General features: G+C 46.0%; 15 protein-coding genes (1 of these 15 cut by a window edge). 2 read left to right on the top strand and 13 right to left on the bottom strand.

What is annotated here, in order from left to right; translation table 11 throughout:
* Positions 1 to 1,398, bottom strand: partial view of an acetolactate synthase 3 large subunit gene (locus ABXT59_RS02140; RefSeq protein ID WP_443637394.1) — the 5' portion only. 324 nt of this gene lie to the left of the window's left edge; only the first 1,398 of its 1,722 coding nucleotides appear in the window; the start codon lies at positions 1,396 to 1,398; its stop codon lies off the left edge, out of view.
* A 435-nt stretch (positions 1,399 to 1,833) separates the two neighbouring features.
* Between ABXT59_RS02140 and ABXT59_RS02135 the strand changes: the two genes are divergently transcribed.
* Positions 1,834 to 2,100: a hypothetical protein gene (locus ABXT59_RS02135; protein ID WP_443637393.1), complete on the top strand. Its 267-nt coding sequence runs from the start codon at positions 1,834 to 1,836 to the stop codon at positions 2,098 to 2,100.
* A gap of 64 nt (positions 2,101 to 2,164) precedes the next feature.
* Here the strand turns inward: ABXT59_RS02135 and clpB are convergent, their stop codons facing one another.
* From clpB to rluD, 3 genes are all read right to left on the bottom strand, one after another.
* On the bottom strand, positions 2,165 to 4,750 hold the full coding sequence (clpB, locus tag ABXT59_RS02130) for an ATP-dependent chaperone ClpB (protein ID WP_443637391.1): 2,586 nt from the start codon (positions 4,748 to 4,750) through the stop codon (positions 2,165 to 2,167).
* Between the two features lie 135 nt (positions 4,751 to 4,885).
* On the bottom strand, positions 4,886 to 5,575 hold the full coding sequence (pgeF, locus tag ABXT59_RS02125; protein WP_443637389.1) for a peptidoglycan editing factor PgeF: 690 nt from the start codon (positions 5,573 to 5,575) through the stop codon (positions 4,886 to 4,888).
* A 68-nt stretch (positions 5,576 to 5,643) separates the two neighbouring features.
* Positions 5,644 to 6,615, bottom strand: coding sequence for a 23S rRNA pseudouridine(1911/1915/1917) synthase RluD (rluD, locus tag ABXT59_RS02120; RefSeq protein ID WP_443637388.1), 972 nt, complete (start codon positions 6,613 to 6,615; stop codon positions 5,644 to 5,646).
* A 133-nt stretch (positions 6,616 to 6,748) separates the two neighbouring features.
* Here rluD and ABXT59_RS02115 point away from each other — a divergent pair, with 133 nt between their 5' ends.
* Complete coding sequence (locus ABXT59_RS02115; protein WP_443637387.1) at positions 6,749 to 7,612, top strand: outer membrane protein assembly factor BamD; 864 nt, start codon at positions 6,749 to 6,751, stop codon at positions 7,610 to 7,612.
* A 7-nt stretch (positions 7,613 to 7,619) separates the two neighbouring features.
* Here the strand turns inward: ABXT59_RS02115 and nadE are convergent, their stop codons facing one another.
* The 9 genes from nadE to ileS all read right to left on the bottom strand — a co-directional run bounded on the left by nadE (position 7,620) and on the right by ileS (position 14,593).
* On the bottom strand, positions 7,620 to 8,465 hold the full coding sequence (nadE, locus tag ABXT59_RS02110) for an ammonia-dependent NAD(+) synthetase (RefSeq protein WP_443637386.1): 846 nt from the start codon (positions 8,463 to 8,465) through the stop codon (positions 7,620 to 7,622).
* 59 nt (positions 8,466 to 8,524) lie between these two features.
* A complete protein-coding gene (locus ABXT59_RS02105; protein WP_443637384.1) occupies positions 8,525 to 8,932 on the bottom strand; it encodes a prepilin-type N-terminal cleavage/methylation domain-containing protein in 408 nt (135 codons plus the stop codon).
* Positions 8,916 to 9,161, bottom strand: a complete 246-nt coding sequence (locus ABXT59_RS02100) for a hypothetical protein (protein ID WP_443637383.1) — start codon at positions 9,159 to 9,161, stop codon at positions 8,916 to 8,918. Before ABXT59_RS02100 ends, ABXT59_RS02105 begins: the two co-directional genes overlap by 17 nt.
* The gene (locus ABXT59_RS02095) at positions 9,148 to 9,795 is read right to left on the bottom strand and encodes a type II secretion system protein (protein ID WP_443637382.1); all 648 of its coding nucleotides are present in this window, start codon (positions 9,793 to 9,795) and stop codon (positions 9,148 to 9,150) included. Before ABXT59_RS02095 ends, ABXT59_RS02100 begins: the two co-directional genes overlap by 14 nt.
* Complete coding sequence (locus tag ABXT59_RS02090) at positions 9,750 to 10,253, bottom strand: hypothetical protein (RefSeq protein ID WP_443637381.1); 504 nt, start codon at positions 10,251 to 10,253, stop codon at positions 9,750 to 9,752. The genes ABXT59_RS02095 and ABXT59_RS02090 overlap by 46 nt, the downstream gene beginning before the upstream one ends.
* Positions 10,244 to 10,777, bottom strand: a complete 534-nt coding sequence (locus ABXT59_RS02085; RefSeq protein ID WP_443637380.1) for a GspH/FimT family protein — start codon at positions 10,775 to 10,777, stop codon at positions 10,244 to 10,246. The genes ABXT59_RS02090 and ABXT59_RS02085 overlap by 10 nt, the downstream gene beginning before the upstream one ends.
* A gap of 106 nt (positions 10,778 to 10,883) precedes the next feature.
* Positions 10,884 to 11,315, bottom strand: coding sequence for an FKBP-type peptidyl-prolyl cis-trans isomerase (locus ABXT59_RS02080; RefSeq protein ID WP_443637379.1), 432 nt, complete (start codon positions 11,313 to 11,315; stop codon positions 10,884 to 10,886).
* Complete coding sequence (gene lspA / locus ABXT59_RS02075; RefSeq protein WP_443637378.1) at positions 11,299 to 11,826, bottom strand: signal peptidase II; 528 nt, start codon at positions 11,824 to 11,826, stop codon at positions 11,299 to 11,301. The genes ABXT59_RS02080 and lspA overlap by 17 nt, the downstream gene beginning before the upstream one ends.
* Positions 11,801 to 14,593: an isoleucine--tRNA ligase gene (gene ileS, locus ABXT59_RS02070; RefSeq protein WP_443637376.1), complete on the bottom strand. Its 2,793-nt coding sequence runs from the start codon at positions 14,591 to 14,593 to the stop codon at positions 11,801 to 11,803. The genes lspA and ileS overlap by 26 nt, the downstream gene beginning before the upstream one ends.
* Positions 14,594 to 14,612: the final 19 nt, after the last annotated feature.

Below are 14,612 nucleotides of genomic sequence, written 5' to 3'. Positions count from 1 at the left end.
ATCGTACTGACTACAGGTAGAGAATTCTTGCAGGTTCATTTGGAAGCTACCTTCACCTGTCACACAAACAACTTCAGCATCTGGGTAATGAAGCTTAACGCCCATGGCTGCTGGAAAACCAAATCCCATGGTGCCTAGACCACCCGAATTAATCCAGCGATTGGGCTTGTCAAATTTGTAGTATTGAGCAGCAAACATTTGGTGCTGACCCACATCAGAACAGATATAGGCATCGCCCTTAGTCACTTCGTATAATGCTTCAATGACTTGCTGCGGCTTGAGCATGCCATTTTCATTAATTTCATAGCGTCCACCATGGCGCAGACGCCAATGGTTAATTTGACCCCACCACTCCGTTATTGCTTCTGCATCCGGCTGCCGCTCGCTCTTGGCCAATAGGCCCAGCATTTCTTGTAAAACACTCTTTGCTGGGCCCACAATTGGGACGTCAACAGCAATGGTTTTAGAAATTGATGAAGGATCAATATCAATATGAATAATCTTAGCCGTTGGACAAAACTTCTCCGTTGCATTGGTCACCCGGTCATCAAAGCGTGCACCAATACTCAAGATTAAATCTGAGTTATGCAAGGCTGTATTAGCCTCATAGGTTCCATGCATGCCTGGCCATCCCAACCACTGTGGATCCGTTGCTGGGTATCCACCTAACCCCATCAGGGTGGTAGTGACTGGAAAATTTAACGTTCGTGCCAATGCTGTGGCTTCACTAGACGCTCGCCCACCAATAGTGCCGCCACCAACCAAAATGACGGGACGACGCGCAGCCAACAAGAGATCAACCGCTTTCTTTATTTGCCCACTATGGCCCCGAGTCGCGGGACTGTATGAGCGCATTGAAACTGATTCAGGGTAGAGGTATTCGAACTTATCCGTTGGCGTCGTCATATCCTTAGGAATATCGATGACCACAGGACCTGGGCGACCGCTGGAAGCAATGTAAAAAGCTTTCTTAATAATACTAGGAATTTCTGAAGGGTGCTTAACCGCAAAGTTATGCTTCACTACGGGTCGAGACACACCCATCATGTCGGTTTCTTGAAAAGCGTCCTCACCAATAAGGGTGCTGGGGACTTGCCCACACAACACCACCATGGGAATAGAGTCCATGAAAGCAGTGGCAATGCCAGTAATCGCATTGGTGGCTCCAGGGCCAGATGTAACGAGCACGACCCCTGGCTTACCAGAAGCACGCGCATAGGCATCGGCCATATGAGTTGCTGCCTGCTCATGCCTGACTAAAATATGTTTAATTTGATCTTGTTGGGCTAAGGCATCGTAGATGTGCAATACAGAGCCACCAGGGTAGCCATATATATACTCAATCTTTTGATCCTGTAAACTACGGATGACCATTTCTGCGCCGGAAAGCATTTCCACTGTATTATCCTCTCATCACATTCTAAACCAATGCAAATGTTATTTGTCTGAGATTTATCTCAAGAAACCATCGATGACTTGCGGGCAGCGCTTGTAGCCAGACCGAAATATCGTGCAGGCACAAATGTGCCTAAAGTGGTGACGCTCGGAGATCAAGCATTGTCGGGTTGCAACGTGCATAGAACTCAGGGCAGACAAGCGAAAGGGTACTGCTTACCGTATCACAAACGCGAGGGATTACCTGCGCGACATGTGCATCAACCTAAAGCACGAATTCTCACACGCTAAGGCCTGTAATTCAATAGCCTAAGGGTAAAACAAGGGCGAATATATGATAATTTTAGAAATAACTAGTGGACTTTTCTAAACCTGCAGCAAACATTTGGTGTTATAGTAATTATTAAATAGTGGAACGTTTTAGTTTGAGGTGATCTTATGTCTAGTTTAGAGTTGCGCAATCGTGATCGGGCAATTGAAGAATTGCGTCTTTTCCTAAAAAAAATCTTTGTTGAACCAGAGATTATTTCCCACTCGCTAGCCATTACTCGAGACTTGATAGACGAAGAAAATGCTGACGCCATTATTGCTCAAAAAATATCCGATACTACCAACGTTAAAATACCGACAGAGCACAGCGACGCAGACAAACTGTTTTTGCAGGTTTTAAGAGAAGTCGTTAGAGACGAAAATGCCATGTATTAACACGGCTTTTTTATTGCCTCAACTGCAACCTGACTGCATTTTAATGGCTCATAAAGCCAGCTGATTAATGCTTCGTAGCCAGTCCAAAAGTTAGCTTTGCATCTTTTGCGTCAGTCAAGATAACCTGCCCAGGAAGATAATCACCAGCCAACAACTTTTGCGCTAGTGGATTTTCCAAATGACGTTGAATGGCTCGCTTTAAAGGTCGTGCTCCATAAACAGGGTCAAAACCTTCTTCGACCAACAAGTCTTTTGCAGCATCAGTTAACTGTAAACTCAGTTCATGCTCTTGCAAACGCTTATGCAAGCGCATCAATTGTATGTCGGCAATCTCTCGGACGTGTTCCTTGCCAAGGGGGTGGAACACTACCAATTCATCAATACGATTAAGTAGTTCTGGCCTAAAGTGGTTACCCACTTCGACTAGAACTGCGCTGCGCATTTCTTCGTACTGACTTTCATCGGTCATTGATTGGATGACATCAGAACCCATATTTGACGTCATCACGATTACTGTATTACGAAAATCTACGGTACGACCCTGACCATCAGTGAGTCTGCCATCTTCTAAAACTTGTAATAAGATATTGAAGACATCAGAGTGCGCCTTTTCAACTTCATCTAACAGCAGCACAGAATAAGGTCGGCGGCGCACAGCCTCTGTTAAGTAACCACCTTCTTCATAGCCCACATAGCCTGGAGGTGCTCCAATAAGACGAGACACTGAGTGCTTTTCCATAAATTCAGACATATCTATGCGCACCATGGCCTCTTCTGTATCAAACAAGAAGGTTGCCAACGATTTGCATAACTCAGTTTTACCCACCCCTGTTGGACCAAGAAATAGAAAAGATCCATTGGGACGATTTGGATCTGCCAAACCAGAGCGTGATCGGCGCACAGCATTAGCCACACTGGATAAAGCTTCAGCTTGACCAATCACTTGCTGGTGCAAGACCTGTTCCATATTCAGCAGCTTTTCTCGCTCGCCCGCCAACATTCGGCTGACAGGAATGCCCGTCCACATACTCACAACTTCAGCTATCTCTTCTTCGCCCACCTTACTGCGTAGCAAAGTTGTTTCTACATCTTCACTTTCATGGGCTGCTTGCAAGCGCTTTTCTAAATCTGGAATTGCACCATATTGTAATTCAGACATGCGCCCCAGATCGCTATTACGACGTGCCACTTCTAGTTCTTGCCTGGCCACTTCTAGATCTTCTTTAAATTGTTGCACACCATACACAGAGGCCTTTTCTGCATTCCAAATTTCTAATAAATCAGCAAATTCTTTTTCCTGCTGGGCCAGTTCATCATCTAAGCTTTTTAAACGCGCTGCCGCTGCCTTATCTTTTTCTTTACGGAGCGCTTCACGCTCAATCTTCAATTGGATCATGTGCCGCTCTAACTTATCCATAACCTCAGGCTTGGAATCCATTTCCATACGAATACGACTACCTGCCTCATCAATTAAATCGATCGCCTTATCGGGTAACTGGCGATCGGTAATATAACGCTGAGATAATCGCGCAGCCGCAATAATGGCCGAATCAGTAATATCCACACCATGATGCAATTCATAACGTTCTTTTAAACCACGTAAAATAGCAATAGTAGCCTGCTCTGTCGGCTCACCCACAAAGACTTTTTGGAACCGACGTTCTAAAGCCGCATCTTTCTCAATGTACTTGCGATATTCATCAAGGGTGGTGGCCCCCAAACAATGCAACTCTCCCCGAGCTAGGGCTGGCTTTAACATATTGCCAGCATCCATGGCACCTTCGCCTTTACCAGCGCCCACCATGGTATGAATTTCATCGATAAAAAGAATGACATTGCCTTCTTGCTTACTTAACTCTCGCAGCACACTCTTGAGACGCTCTTCAAATTCACCACGGTATTTTGCTCCTGCGATAAGGCTGCCCATGTCTAGAGAAAGCACTTGCTTGCCTAGCAAACCCTCAGGCACTTCTCCATTAATAATGCGCTGCGCAAGGCCCTCTACGATCGCTGTTTTACCAACACCCGGCTCACCAATCATTACTGGGTTATTTTTAGTGCGGCGCTGCAACACTTGTATCGCACGACGAATTTCATCATCGCGACCAATCACAGGATCTAACTTGCCAGCTGCTGCTAACTCAGTCAGGTTAATAGTGAATTTATCTAATGCCTGGCGCTCTTCTTCTGCACCTTGACTATTGACTTGATCTCCACCGCGCAGTTTGTCAATGGCTTGGGTTAATTTGGCCGTCTTTACGCCCGCTTTTGCTAATAAGCCACCAACACTATTTTTATCTTGCACTAAAGCTAAAATGAGTTGTTCACTGGAGACAAATTGATCGCCTAATTTCCCTGCAGTTTTTTCAGCTTGGTTAAACAAACGCGATAAGCCACTACCAAAGTGAACATCACCACTGTCGTTAGCGACTTTTGCCATATTATTCAAACGTTTACTTAACTGGGTTTGTAACATAGGCATGTCTGCTCCAGCCTGAACCAACAAAGACTGTGCAGATCCGCCTTGTTGCTGCAGTAAAGCACTGAGCATGTGCTCAGGTTCGATAAACTGGTGATCTAAGGTCAAGGCCAAAGATTGGGCTTCATCCATAGCAGCCTGTAAACGGTTAGTGAGTTTTTCAAAACGCATAATACAACCCCAATAATACCTGCCAGGGCTTTTCAGAAGGGTCTGAATAAGAGGGCATGGTCATTAATATCAGGGTTAGTTATGGGGTCTTAGGTGAGTTAATTCAAGTGACCGTAGTATTAATATTAGAATAATCTAAATTATCCAAATTAAACTGGCCATGCGCCCGCTTTGGGGATCTCGCCGATGGGAATAAAAATGATCGGAGTCTGATAAGGTACAGTGCTCGCCGCCAAATACCTGAGTTACCCCCAGTTCAGCCAATTCTTTACGAGCCAAAGCATACAGGTTACCCATCCACTTATTGGGTTTTGTGTTGACAGGGGTAAATTCTTGAGGGACATGCGATGGATCAATATCAAAGGCCGCTAGGACGTCAGGTCCTACCTCAAAAGCACCAGGTCCAATGGCCGGACCCATCCACACCAAAATACTTGCAGGATCAGCAAATTTTGCAACTGCCTTACTCACGATGCCATTGGATAGTCCTTGCCAACCGGCATGCACAGCGGCCACCTGAGTACCAGACGTATTGCAAAAAAGTATGGGCAAGCAATCGGCAGTCATTACCACACAGGGCCAATTAAGGGCTCGCGTATAGCTGCCGTCAGCACTTCTCAAATTAGCTTCTTCAGGCAAATTCAATAATGTTGTAGAGTGCGTTTGATTCAGCCAAAAAGGTTGGCGCTCGAGTTTAAGGTCATGCTGTAATTGGAGGCGATGTTGCTCAACACGCTCTGGCAAATCATGCACGTGTCGAGCCAGATTGAATCCAGCTAAACCCGTTCTTGTTTCGTCAACTTTTAACCCCCGATATGTCGACATTGCGCACACATTTGCAGGAGCGGGCCAATTGGGTGTGAAGTAACACGATGACTGACCCATAGGCTTTATTAGAGCCGCGAGTGGGGGTTAAGCTTAGTATCAATACTAAGATGTTTGAGCAAGTCGGCTAAATCTGCAGGCAAATCTACCTCCCACTCCATATCTTCATGGGTAATGGGGTGCATTAGTTCCAAGCGCTTGGCGTGCAGTGCTTGGCGCTTAAACCCGCGCAAACTATCCAAGAAGTCTTCGTCACAGCCTTTCGGGAGGCGATGGCGGCCACCGTACAAGGGATCACCCTGCAAGGGGTAGTTAATGTGGGTCATATGCACACGAATTTGGTGAGTACGTCCTGTTTCTAACTTCAAGCGGATGTGGGTATGAGCTCGAAACCGGCGCAGAACCCGAAAGTGTGTGATGGCTTCTTTGCCAATGGCAGACACTGCCATTTTTAACCGGTTCCGGCTATGACGCCCCATAGGCTCATCGACAGTTCCACCACCAGTAAGAACGCCTTGCACAACTGCTTCGTACTCGCGCCCCATACTGCGATCTTGCAACTGAGCCACTAACGCCGTTTGCGCAGGAATAGTTTTGGCCACGACCATTAATCCGGTGGTGTCTTTGTCCAAGCGATGCACAATACCCGCTCGGGGCACACCATTGAGTTGGGGACAATGATGCAATAGTGCGTTCAATAAAGTACCACCATGATGACCTGCAGCTGGGTGCACCACTAAGCCTGCAGCTTTATTAATAATCAAAATATGCTCATCTTCATAAACAATATCGATATCAATGGGTTCTGGCTGCCACCGTTCTTGAATTTCTATTTTACATTCTAAGGTTATTTTTTCACCACCATAAAGCTTTTCTCTGGGCCGCAACTGCTCACCATTAACGAGAATATCGCCTTCTTCAATCCACTTTTTCAAGCGTGAGCGGGAGTAATCTGGAAATGCCACAGCGGCAATTTGGTCTACACGCATGCCGGCCCATTCTGGATCGACTTGCGCTTGGAGGGAAATAGTTTCGTGCATGTTAAGACTTTCGTTGGCGCTAGTTAAGCTAGCATATTAAACTAGGCTCTATTGTACAGTATTTGCGGACAATTACGCTGCTCTAAAGACAATGATATACTCAACGCTCTCTGTAATAGGTAAGTTAAACACTATGCAACACAAGACTGCAAATCCCTTGCTTCACGTTTTCGCAATTTTGCTCACCAGCATCGTGCTGAGTGCATGCTCTAGCACCACCAATAAGGAGCCTGTCGTAGAAGACGCTAAGCCGGAAGCTGAACTCTATGCTAGCGCCATGGCCAAGCTAGAAGGCGGCAATTACCGCCCAGCCATAGAAGATTTAGTCGCAATGGAAGCCCGCTATCCATACGGTCGCTATTCTGAACAGGCACAACTTGAACTCATTTATGCTTATTACCGAAGCTTCCAACCCGCTGAAGCCAAAACCGCTGCTGCGCGTTTTATCCGCTTACACCCAGACCATGAGCATGTTGATTATGCCTACTACTTAAAGGGTCTAACCGCTTTTGAAGAGAACAAAGGTGCCTTAGACCAATACATTGGTACAGACAAGGCAAAAAAGGACCCAGGTGCAGCCCGAGATTCCTTTACTGACTTTTCAACACTAATTAAACGGTTTCCAAGCAGCGAGTACGCGGCTGATTCTCGGGTCCGCATGGTGTATTTACGCAACTTATTGGCGGCACATGAGATTCATGTGGCAACCTATTACATATCGATTAAGGCGTGGCTAGCTGCAGCAAACCGTGCCAAGTATGTGGTCGAGAATTACCAACTTACGCCGGCCGTAGAAATCGCTTTGCAGATTATGGTGCAAGCTTATACTGAACTAGGTTTATTAGACAATGCCAGCAATGCCCAGCAAGTTTTAGACGCTAATTTCGGCACCCGCGACGTTTCAGAGGCCACCATTGACCCCAGTGAGGCTGAGGAACAGCAAGCGCCCGAACCCCGATCTTGGCTTAGCCGCTTAACCTTTAACCTATTCGACTAACGAGCAGCTAGGTATCCCAGTTGCAGTAAAGTGTAACTGGAGTTTGGCGCTTGTGCTCTGTTTGACCATAACGTTGCTCTAACTTTTCCTGAGCCTCGATGCCAATTGCCTTACCTTCTAGATAGTCATCTATTTGGTCGTAGGTAATGCCTAATGAGTCTTCATCCGCTTGCTGTGGATTATTTTCCTCTAGATCTGCCGTGGGTGTTTTAGTCACTAACACGTCTGGTGCACCTAAGTGCCCTGCTAGGCTGCGCACTTGGCGCTTGTTTAGCCCAAATAAGGGCGCAATGTCACAAGCCCCATCGCCATGTTTGGTAAAAAAGCCAGTAATCGCTTCCGCACCATGATCTGTACCAATCACTAATCCATTGAGCAAACTTGCGACATAATATTGAGCACTCATTCTTGCCCGAGCCTTATTGTTGCCCCTTGAGAAGTCCAATTTGTGGGCACTTGGTTTAGCTAGGTTGATGAACGATTCAGCTCCTATATCTAAGCCCTTAACCATGGCCTCTATATTAATTTCCAGTCTTTGGCTGGGTTGAATAAAGTCCAAAGCTAACTGAGCATCACTTTCGTCAGCTTGCACGCCATAGGGCAAACGCACAGCGATGAATTGATACTCACTGGTGCCATGCTGCTGATTTAATTCATCACACGCCATTTGCGCTAACTTACCTGCTGTGGTCGAGTCCACACCCCCTGATAAGCCCAGCACTAGCTTTTTAACTCCCGCTGACACCATGCTGTGCTGAAGGAACTCAACTCGCCTGGCCACTTCAAAGTTGATATCGATCGAAGATAGCGTGTGCAAGGCTGAAATAATTTTGTGCTGTTGAGAAGCGCTCATGTTTTTACTCCAAAGTGCTAGGTTAAATTGAATTCTACCCCATATCACCATGAAAGTGATTACCTGCAGGCTTGGATTTCACCCCCTTTACCAAGACTTTTCACTTCACCTGTGTCGGATAGACTGAGCTGCGAGCATCGCGTGTCATGACTTTGTGGTCCATCAACGTTAATCGTTGCTAACAGAGTAAAACCCCTTTTTGTGAGATGTATTTGGTAGCTATAACGCAGTGTATCTAAAGCTGGGGTCACTGATGCGATATCTGTAAAATAGTGTCCATACTGTAGATGCCACATTTCCTGCTGTAAGCCAATACGATGTAACTGCAGCCATGCTTGTTGACGGCCTGCAGCTAATTGATTATGTCGCCATGCAGGCACAGCCATAGCCACGATGACACTGACCAGCGCCAGCACCAATAATAACTCCATAAGACTAAAACCATGCTCATCACGGCGCATCGACATACACCCGATGCTGAAGCAAGGGCGGCCATTTGTTGACCGTTTGTTGGATTGCCTGATGCTCTTGTCTTGTCATACGCAAACTCAAATGCGCCTGTGACATTAACATCACCACACCGACAGCAACCAACAATATCACCATCACTACAGTTAATAACAACCAACCCTGTTGTGAATATCGACAGCATGGCATTAAATGGGGAACAAAGCTTGGTGGGTTAGGCACACACATGATCTAAACGCCAAATAAACATCACTCTATGCAGCACCACTTCATCTTCTCCATGCCATTCCCACTGACTGTTCCCTAGCGCTCTTAACTGTCGACTTGCTCCAAACCTTAACTGTAAACTGACCCTCACTTGATGTAATTTTACTAACCCATTAATTTGATAACTCGGACGCCACTGATCAATTTGGCAGTCTTGATCACTATCTATGCCAAAAGACAGGTCTATCGCTTCAATGTTTGCTAAAAAGCCACTCGATCGGCCACCATGTCTGCGCCGTGTTAGGCCGTGTGCACGAGCGTTATGGGCATATTCATAAGGCACACAGCGGCCTTGATAGGAACGCATTAGGGTGATTTTTTGACCATTACCATGGGTCACCCCAGCACCACATAAATTACGCCAGTCAGTGAGTAGTTGAGCTACCGCCAACTGACTTTGGGATTGCGCTTTGACGACTACCTGGGCCAATAATTTATGTTCATTAAACTGCACTAAACTGGCCATAATGGCCACCATAATTAGCCCTGCAAAGGCCAGGCTGAGCACCATTTCTAAAAGGGTAAAGCCGTATAAACTGTCAGATGCCGTTAGAGGGCCATTTTTATGGACACACACACGACCTCCGTCGGGCATTGACCCACCACTCCCGCAAGTGCTTGAGACCACCTTAATTGGACAACCAACACCCCACCACTGCTGCATCTGTGAGCGCATTTTATGTGAAGTTCAGCATTAGGTAGTAGCTGCAATTTCGATTGCCAATGGCTCGCCCACGCTTGAGCCATTGCTATTGGACTACAGTAGCTGCCATTTAAGCAGCCTGTGAGCGTTGCCATTGATTTACCGTCTAGCCATTGATAGTGGTTGGGATAGGCCCATACCTGCTTGACTACTTGATCTAATAGGCGATTAGCATAATGCAGTTGCTGACTGTAAATGAGCACTTTTTGACTATGACTTTGAGCTATAAAAAGTAATAAAAACATCACGCTAGACAAACTTAGGCTTAACAGTACTTCGATCAGTGCCAAGCCATATTGACGACCATTGTGGTGGTTTTTTTGATTGATTGGCAGTTGACCTAAATGCATGGCGCTGTCGTTTTTCGCACTCGCCCACTTGATGATATAACTAATGCGTAACCCAAAGTTTGTTGATGATCAGCGGCGTAATTAACCTTAGCAAGGCACAGAACCATGGTGCCAGATTGGGCCGTATTACCTGCGTGATTAAAACTAACTTGGTGGCCACGGTTAAACCGAAAAGATAGACGCTTGTTTATTTGCCATTGTGATAAAGGGGTTTCTGAGGCTTGCCAGAGGCCATCTTTATTCGCATCTAGGTAGACCAAAAAACCTGCTGGCGAACCACACACCTGAGACCAGCATAAGCTCACCTTGGCGCTTTTTTGTAAACTCGTTAAGCGGGCAAAACGAATTTGGTGGGCTAACTTTTGACGTTCATCATGCAAAGATTGCAGATGCCAGGCAGAGTAAATTTGAGGGAGGCCTAGGGAGACCAAAATAGCCATGAGAGCCAAAACAATCAGCAGTTCAAGTAAGCTCCAAGCGGAACAAACACAGGAATATTTTAACTGAAATTGGAGTAAGCGCATGACAACATCCTTATTGGCTGCTGTCTAAGTGTAGCTCAGTTTGCTAAATTATCTCGTATGGTCATGCTTTGCAAATAGGAGCACCTTATGTTTTTAGGGGCCAATGTCACTGGACAGTGATAATTTGCACTTCGAATTTGAGTTCCACACCTGCTAATGGGTGATTGAAATCCATTACTACTTCATCGCCATCGATGGTTTTTACGACCCCTGGTAACTCCGTGTTAGCAGCATCAGAGAAACTCACAACAAGTCCCTGCTCTAGCACCATGTCAGGGCCAAATTGGTGCCGCTTAAGGGTTTGTAAGTTAGCAGGATTGTGTTGGCCAAAGCCATTTTCTGGAGCCACAGTAAAGGTTTTGTGATCACCTACCATCAGCCCGATCAAACAGGCCTCAAAACCAGCCAGTAAATTACCATCACCAATAGTAAGTTCCACAGGAGCTTTATCAAAGGTACTGTCTATGGTGGCACCATTAGCATGATGTAAGGCGAAATTTAATTTCAAATGGGATGACGCGTTAATGCTCTGAGTCACGCTTTGCTGCCTTTTCTGTTTGCCAAAAATCTATAAATAAACCCACCACTCCTATAAAAATGACACTATCTGCCAAATTAAATGCTGGGAAGTAATAAGGTGGGTAATAAACCAAAAGGTAATCGACTACATAACCGTTAACTAAACGGTCAACCAAATTGCCAAGAGCACCCGCCAATACCAAGCTTAAGCTCAGCCCCAATAAAGTTTGATGTTTAGGCGTACGTCTTAACCACATGATGAGCCATATACTAATGCCCAAGGCGATAATGGAAAAAAACCACCTTTGCCAGCCTGGCTGCGAGGCTAAAAAACTAAAGGCAGCTCCCTTATTGTGCACTAAAATAAGGTCAAAAAAAGGCAGCATATTGAGCCTTTCTGCATAGTTAAAATGCTGGCTGATGAGCCATTTGATGTATAGATCCAAAACCCATAGCACCATGATTAACCATATGAAACGCTTCAAGGCTGACGTTTTTAGCACCTTAGGCAAAGTGACGTACCTCACCATCACCACTCACATTATCAACACAACGACTGCAAAGTTCTGGCTCTTCAGCAACCACACCTACATCTGGGCGATGGTGCCAACAGCGCTCACACTTAATGTGCTTCGAGGCGAGTATATCAACCCGCAAGCCTGCACACTCTGTCTCTTCCCCACCACTTTGATCAGTCGCAAGAGAAGCTTTTGAAGTGAGCAATACAAAGCGCAACTCATCCCCCAATTGCTCAAGCTGAGCATGTAACTCTGGCGCTGCGTATAAAGTGATTTCAGCACTCAAAGAGCCACCAATCACACCTTGATTACGATGCGTTTCTAAACACTTATTGACCGCCTGCTTAACACTCATGATTTGAGCCCAGTAGTCGGCCGTCATATTGGTTACCTTGGCCTGAGGGATAGCGTACCAAGTGTCTAACTGAACAGAGTCAGCACGTGCTCCTGGGATATGATCCCACAACTCATCAGCAGTGAAGCTTAAGATGGGTGCAATCCAGCGGGTCATAGTTTCGATGAGATGAAACATAGCTGTCTGCGCCGAGCGCCGAGCAAGACTGTCTGCAGCGCAGGTGTATTGACGGTCTTTTATAATGTCTAGATAAAAACCACCTAAGTCTTGTGAACAAAAATGAGTAATTTTTTGATACACCGCATGGAAGTTATAACTATGATAGGCCGCCTCAATTTCTACTTGAAGCTCCCCCGCACGGCTCAGTACCCATTGATCTAAAGCCAGCATATCATCAACTGCAACTAAGTTATCAGCAGGTGCAAAACCATTGAGGTTTGATAATAAAAAGCGCGCAGTATTGCGAATACGACGGTATGCATCAGCTGTGCGATTCAAAATTTCGTCAGACACGGCCATTTCAGCACTAAAGTCTGAAGAGGCCACCCACAGACGGATAATATCTGCCCCTAAAGTATTACAAACTTTTTGCGGTGACATCACGTTGCCAATGGACTTAGACATTTTTCGTCCTTGGCCATCCACAGTAAATCCATGGGTCAACACACCCTTATAAGGCGCTACACCATGCATCGCAATAGAGGTTTTTAGTGACGATTGGAACCAGCCTCGATGTTGATCTGAACCCTCAAGATAAAGATCTGCTGGGAAACGCAGTTCGGGGCGTTGCTCTAACACAGAAAAGTGGGTAGTACCTGAATCAAACCAAACGTCCATGGTGTCCGTGACTTTTTGATAATCTGCGGCCTCAGCACCCAAAAGATCCGCAGTCTCCAAATCAAACCATGCATCAATGCCATGTTCAGCTACTTTTTGTGCCACTTGTTCGAATAACTCAGCCGTGCGCGGGTGCAGTTCTTGAGTGTGTCGATTAACAAATAAAGTAATGGGCACACCCCAAGTTCGTTGGCGAGACACACACCAATCTGGGCTTGATGACAGCATGCCAGAAATACGAGCTGCGCCCCATTCTGGGTGCCAATCGACGTTTTTTACTGCATCCAGAGCCTGCTCTAACAGGCCATTTTCTGACATGGAAATAAACCACTGGGGCGTAGCACGATAAATAAGGGGTGTCTTGGTGCGCCAGCAGTGAGCATAGCTATGGGTAATTTTAGCTTGGTGTACCAAGGTGCCATGGGCTTCTAGTGCTGCAACGACCTGATCATCCACCTTATAGACATGGGCGCCCGAGAACTCGCCCGCTGCATCAACAAATACACCATTGTCATCGACTAGATTGAGGGTGCCAATGCCATAAGTACGACCAACATTAAAATCATCCACACCATGATCTGGAGAGGTATGCACACTGCCAGTACCCGCTTCTGTAGTCACATGATCGCCTAGAATTAAAGGCACTTGGCGGGCATCATAAAATGGATGCTGTAACGCTAAATTTTCTAACACTTGGCCCTTAGCTTCACCCAATATTTTGAAATCATTAACGCCATAACGCTCCATAGCGCTGGCAACAAGGTCTTTAGCAAACACTTGGCATTCGCCATTCACTTGCACTAGAACATAAGCAAATTCAGCATGCATACTCACTGCTTGGCTCGAGGGCAAGGTCCAAGGGGTCGTGGTCCAAATGACTACCGAGGTTGGCAAATCAGTCACTACTCCAAAGGCTTTATGCCACGCATGGGGGTCTAACACCTTATATCTCACATCAACGGATAGGGATACCTTGTCCTGATATTCCACTTCGGCCTCTGCCAAGGCAGAAGCACCAACCACACTCCAGTAAACGGGTTTATAGCCTTTAACCAAATGACCATTGGCGACGATCTTACCTAAAGAACGAATAATATTGGCTTCAGTCTCAAAGCGCATGGTCTTATAGGGATTTTCCCAGTCACCAATAATGCCGAGACGCACAAAGTCAGCCATTTGACCGGCCACTTGTTTTTCTGCATAGATGCGGCACTTTTCACGGAATACAGAGTGGGTGACCTTGTTACCCGCTTTACCAATTTTTTGCTCTACCTTATGTTCAATAGGCAGTCCATGGCAATCCCAACCGGGCACGTACGGAGCATCAAACCCACAGAGGGTCTTCGACTTTACAATGATATCTTTTAATATTTTATTGACTGCATGACCAATATGAATGTCACCATTGGCATAGGGAGGGCCATCATGCAGAATAAATTGTTCACGGCCTTTGCCAACGGTGCGCAACTTATTATAAAGATCCATTTGCTGCCACTTTTTGAGTATTTTAGGCTCACGCTGGGCTAAGTTACCTCGCATTGGAAAGTCAGTTTGAGGTAAGTTCAAGGTGGATTTATGGTCACTCATACTTAGGGTCACTTATTAA

Origin of the sequence: Candidatus Njordibacter sp. Uisw_058 (assembly GCF_047730065.1) — a bacterium.
Classification (GTDB): Bacteria; Pseudomonadota; Gammaproteobacteria; order Pseudomonadales; family Balneatricaceae; genus Njordibacter.
The sequence above is the reverse complement of the archived record's forward strand: the minus strand, read 5'-3'. Positions and strand labels throughout refer to the sequence as shown.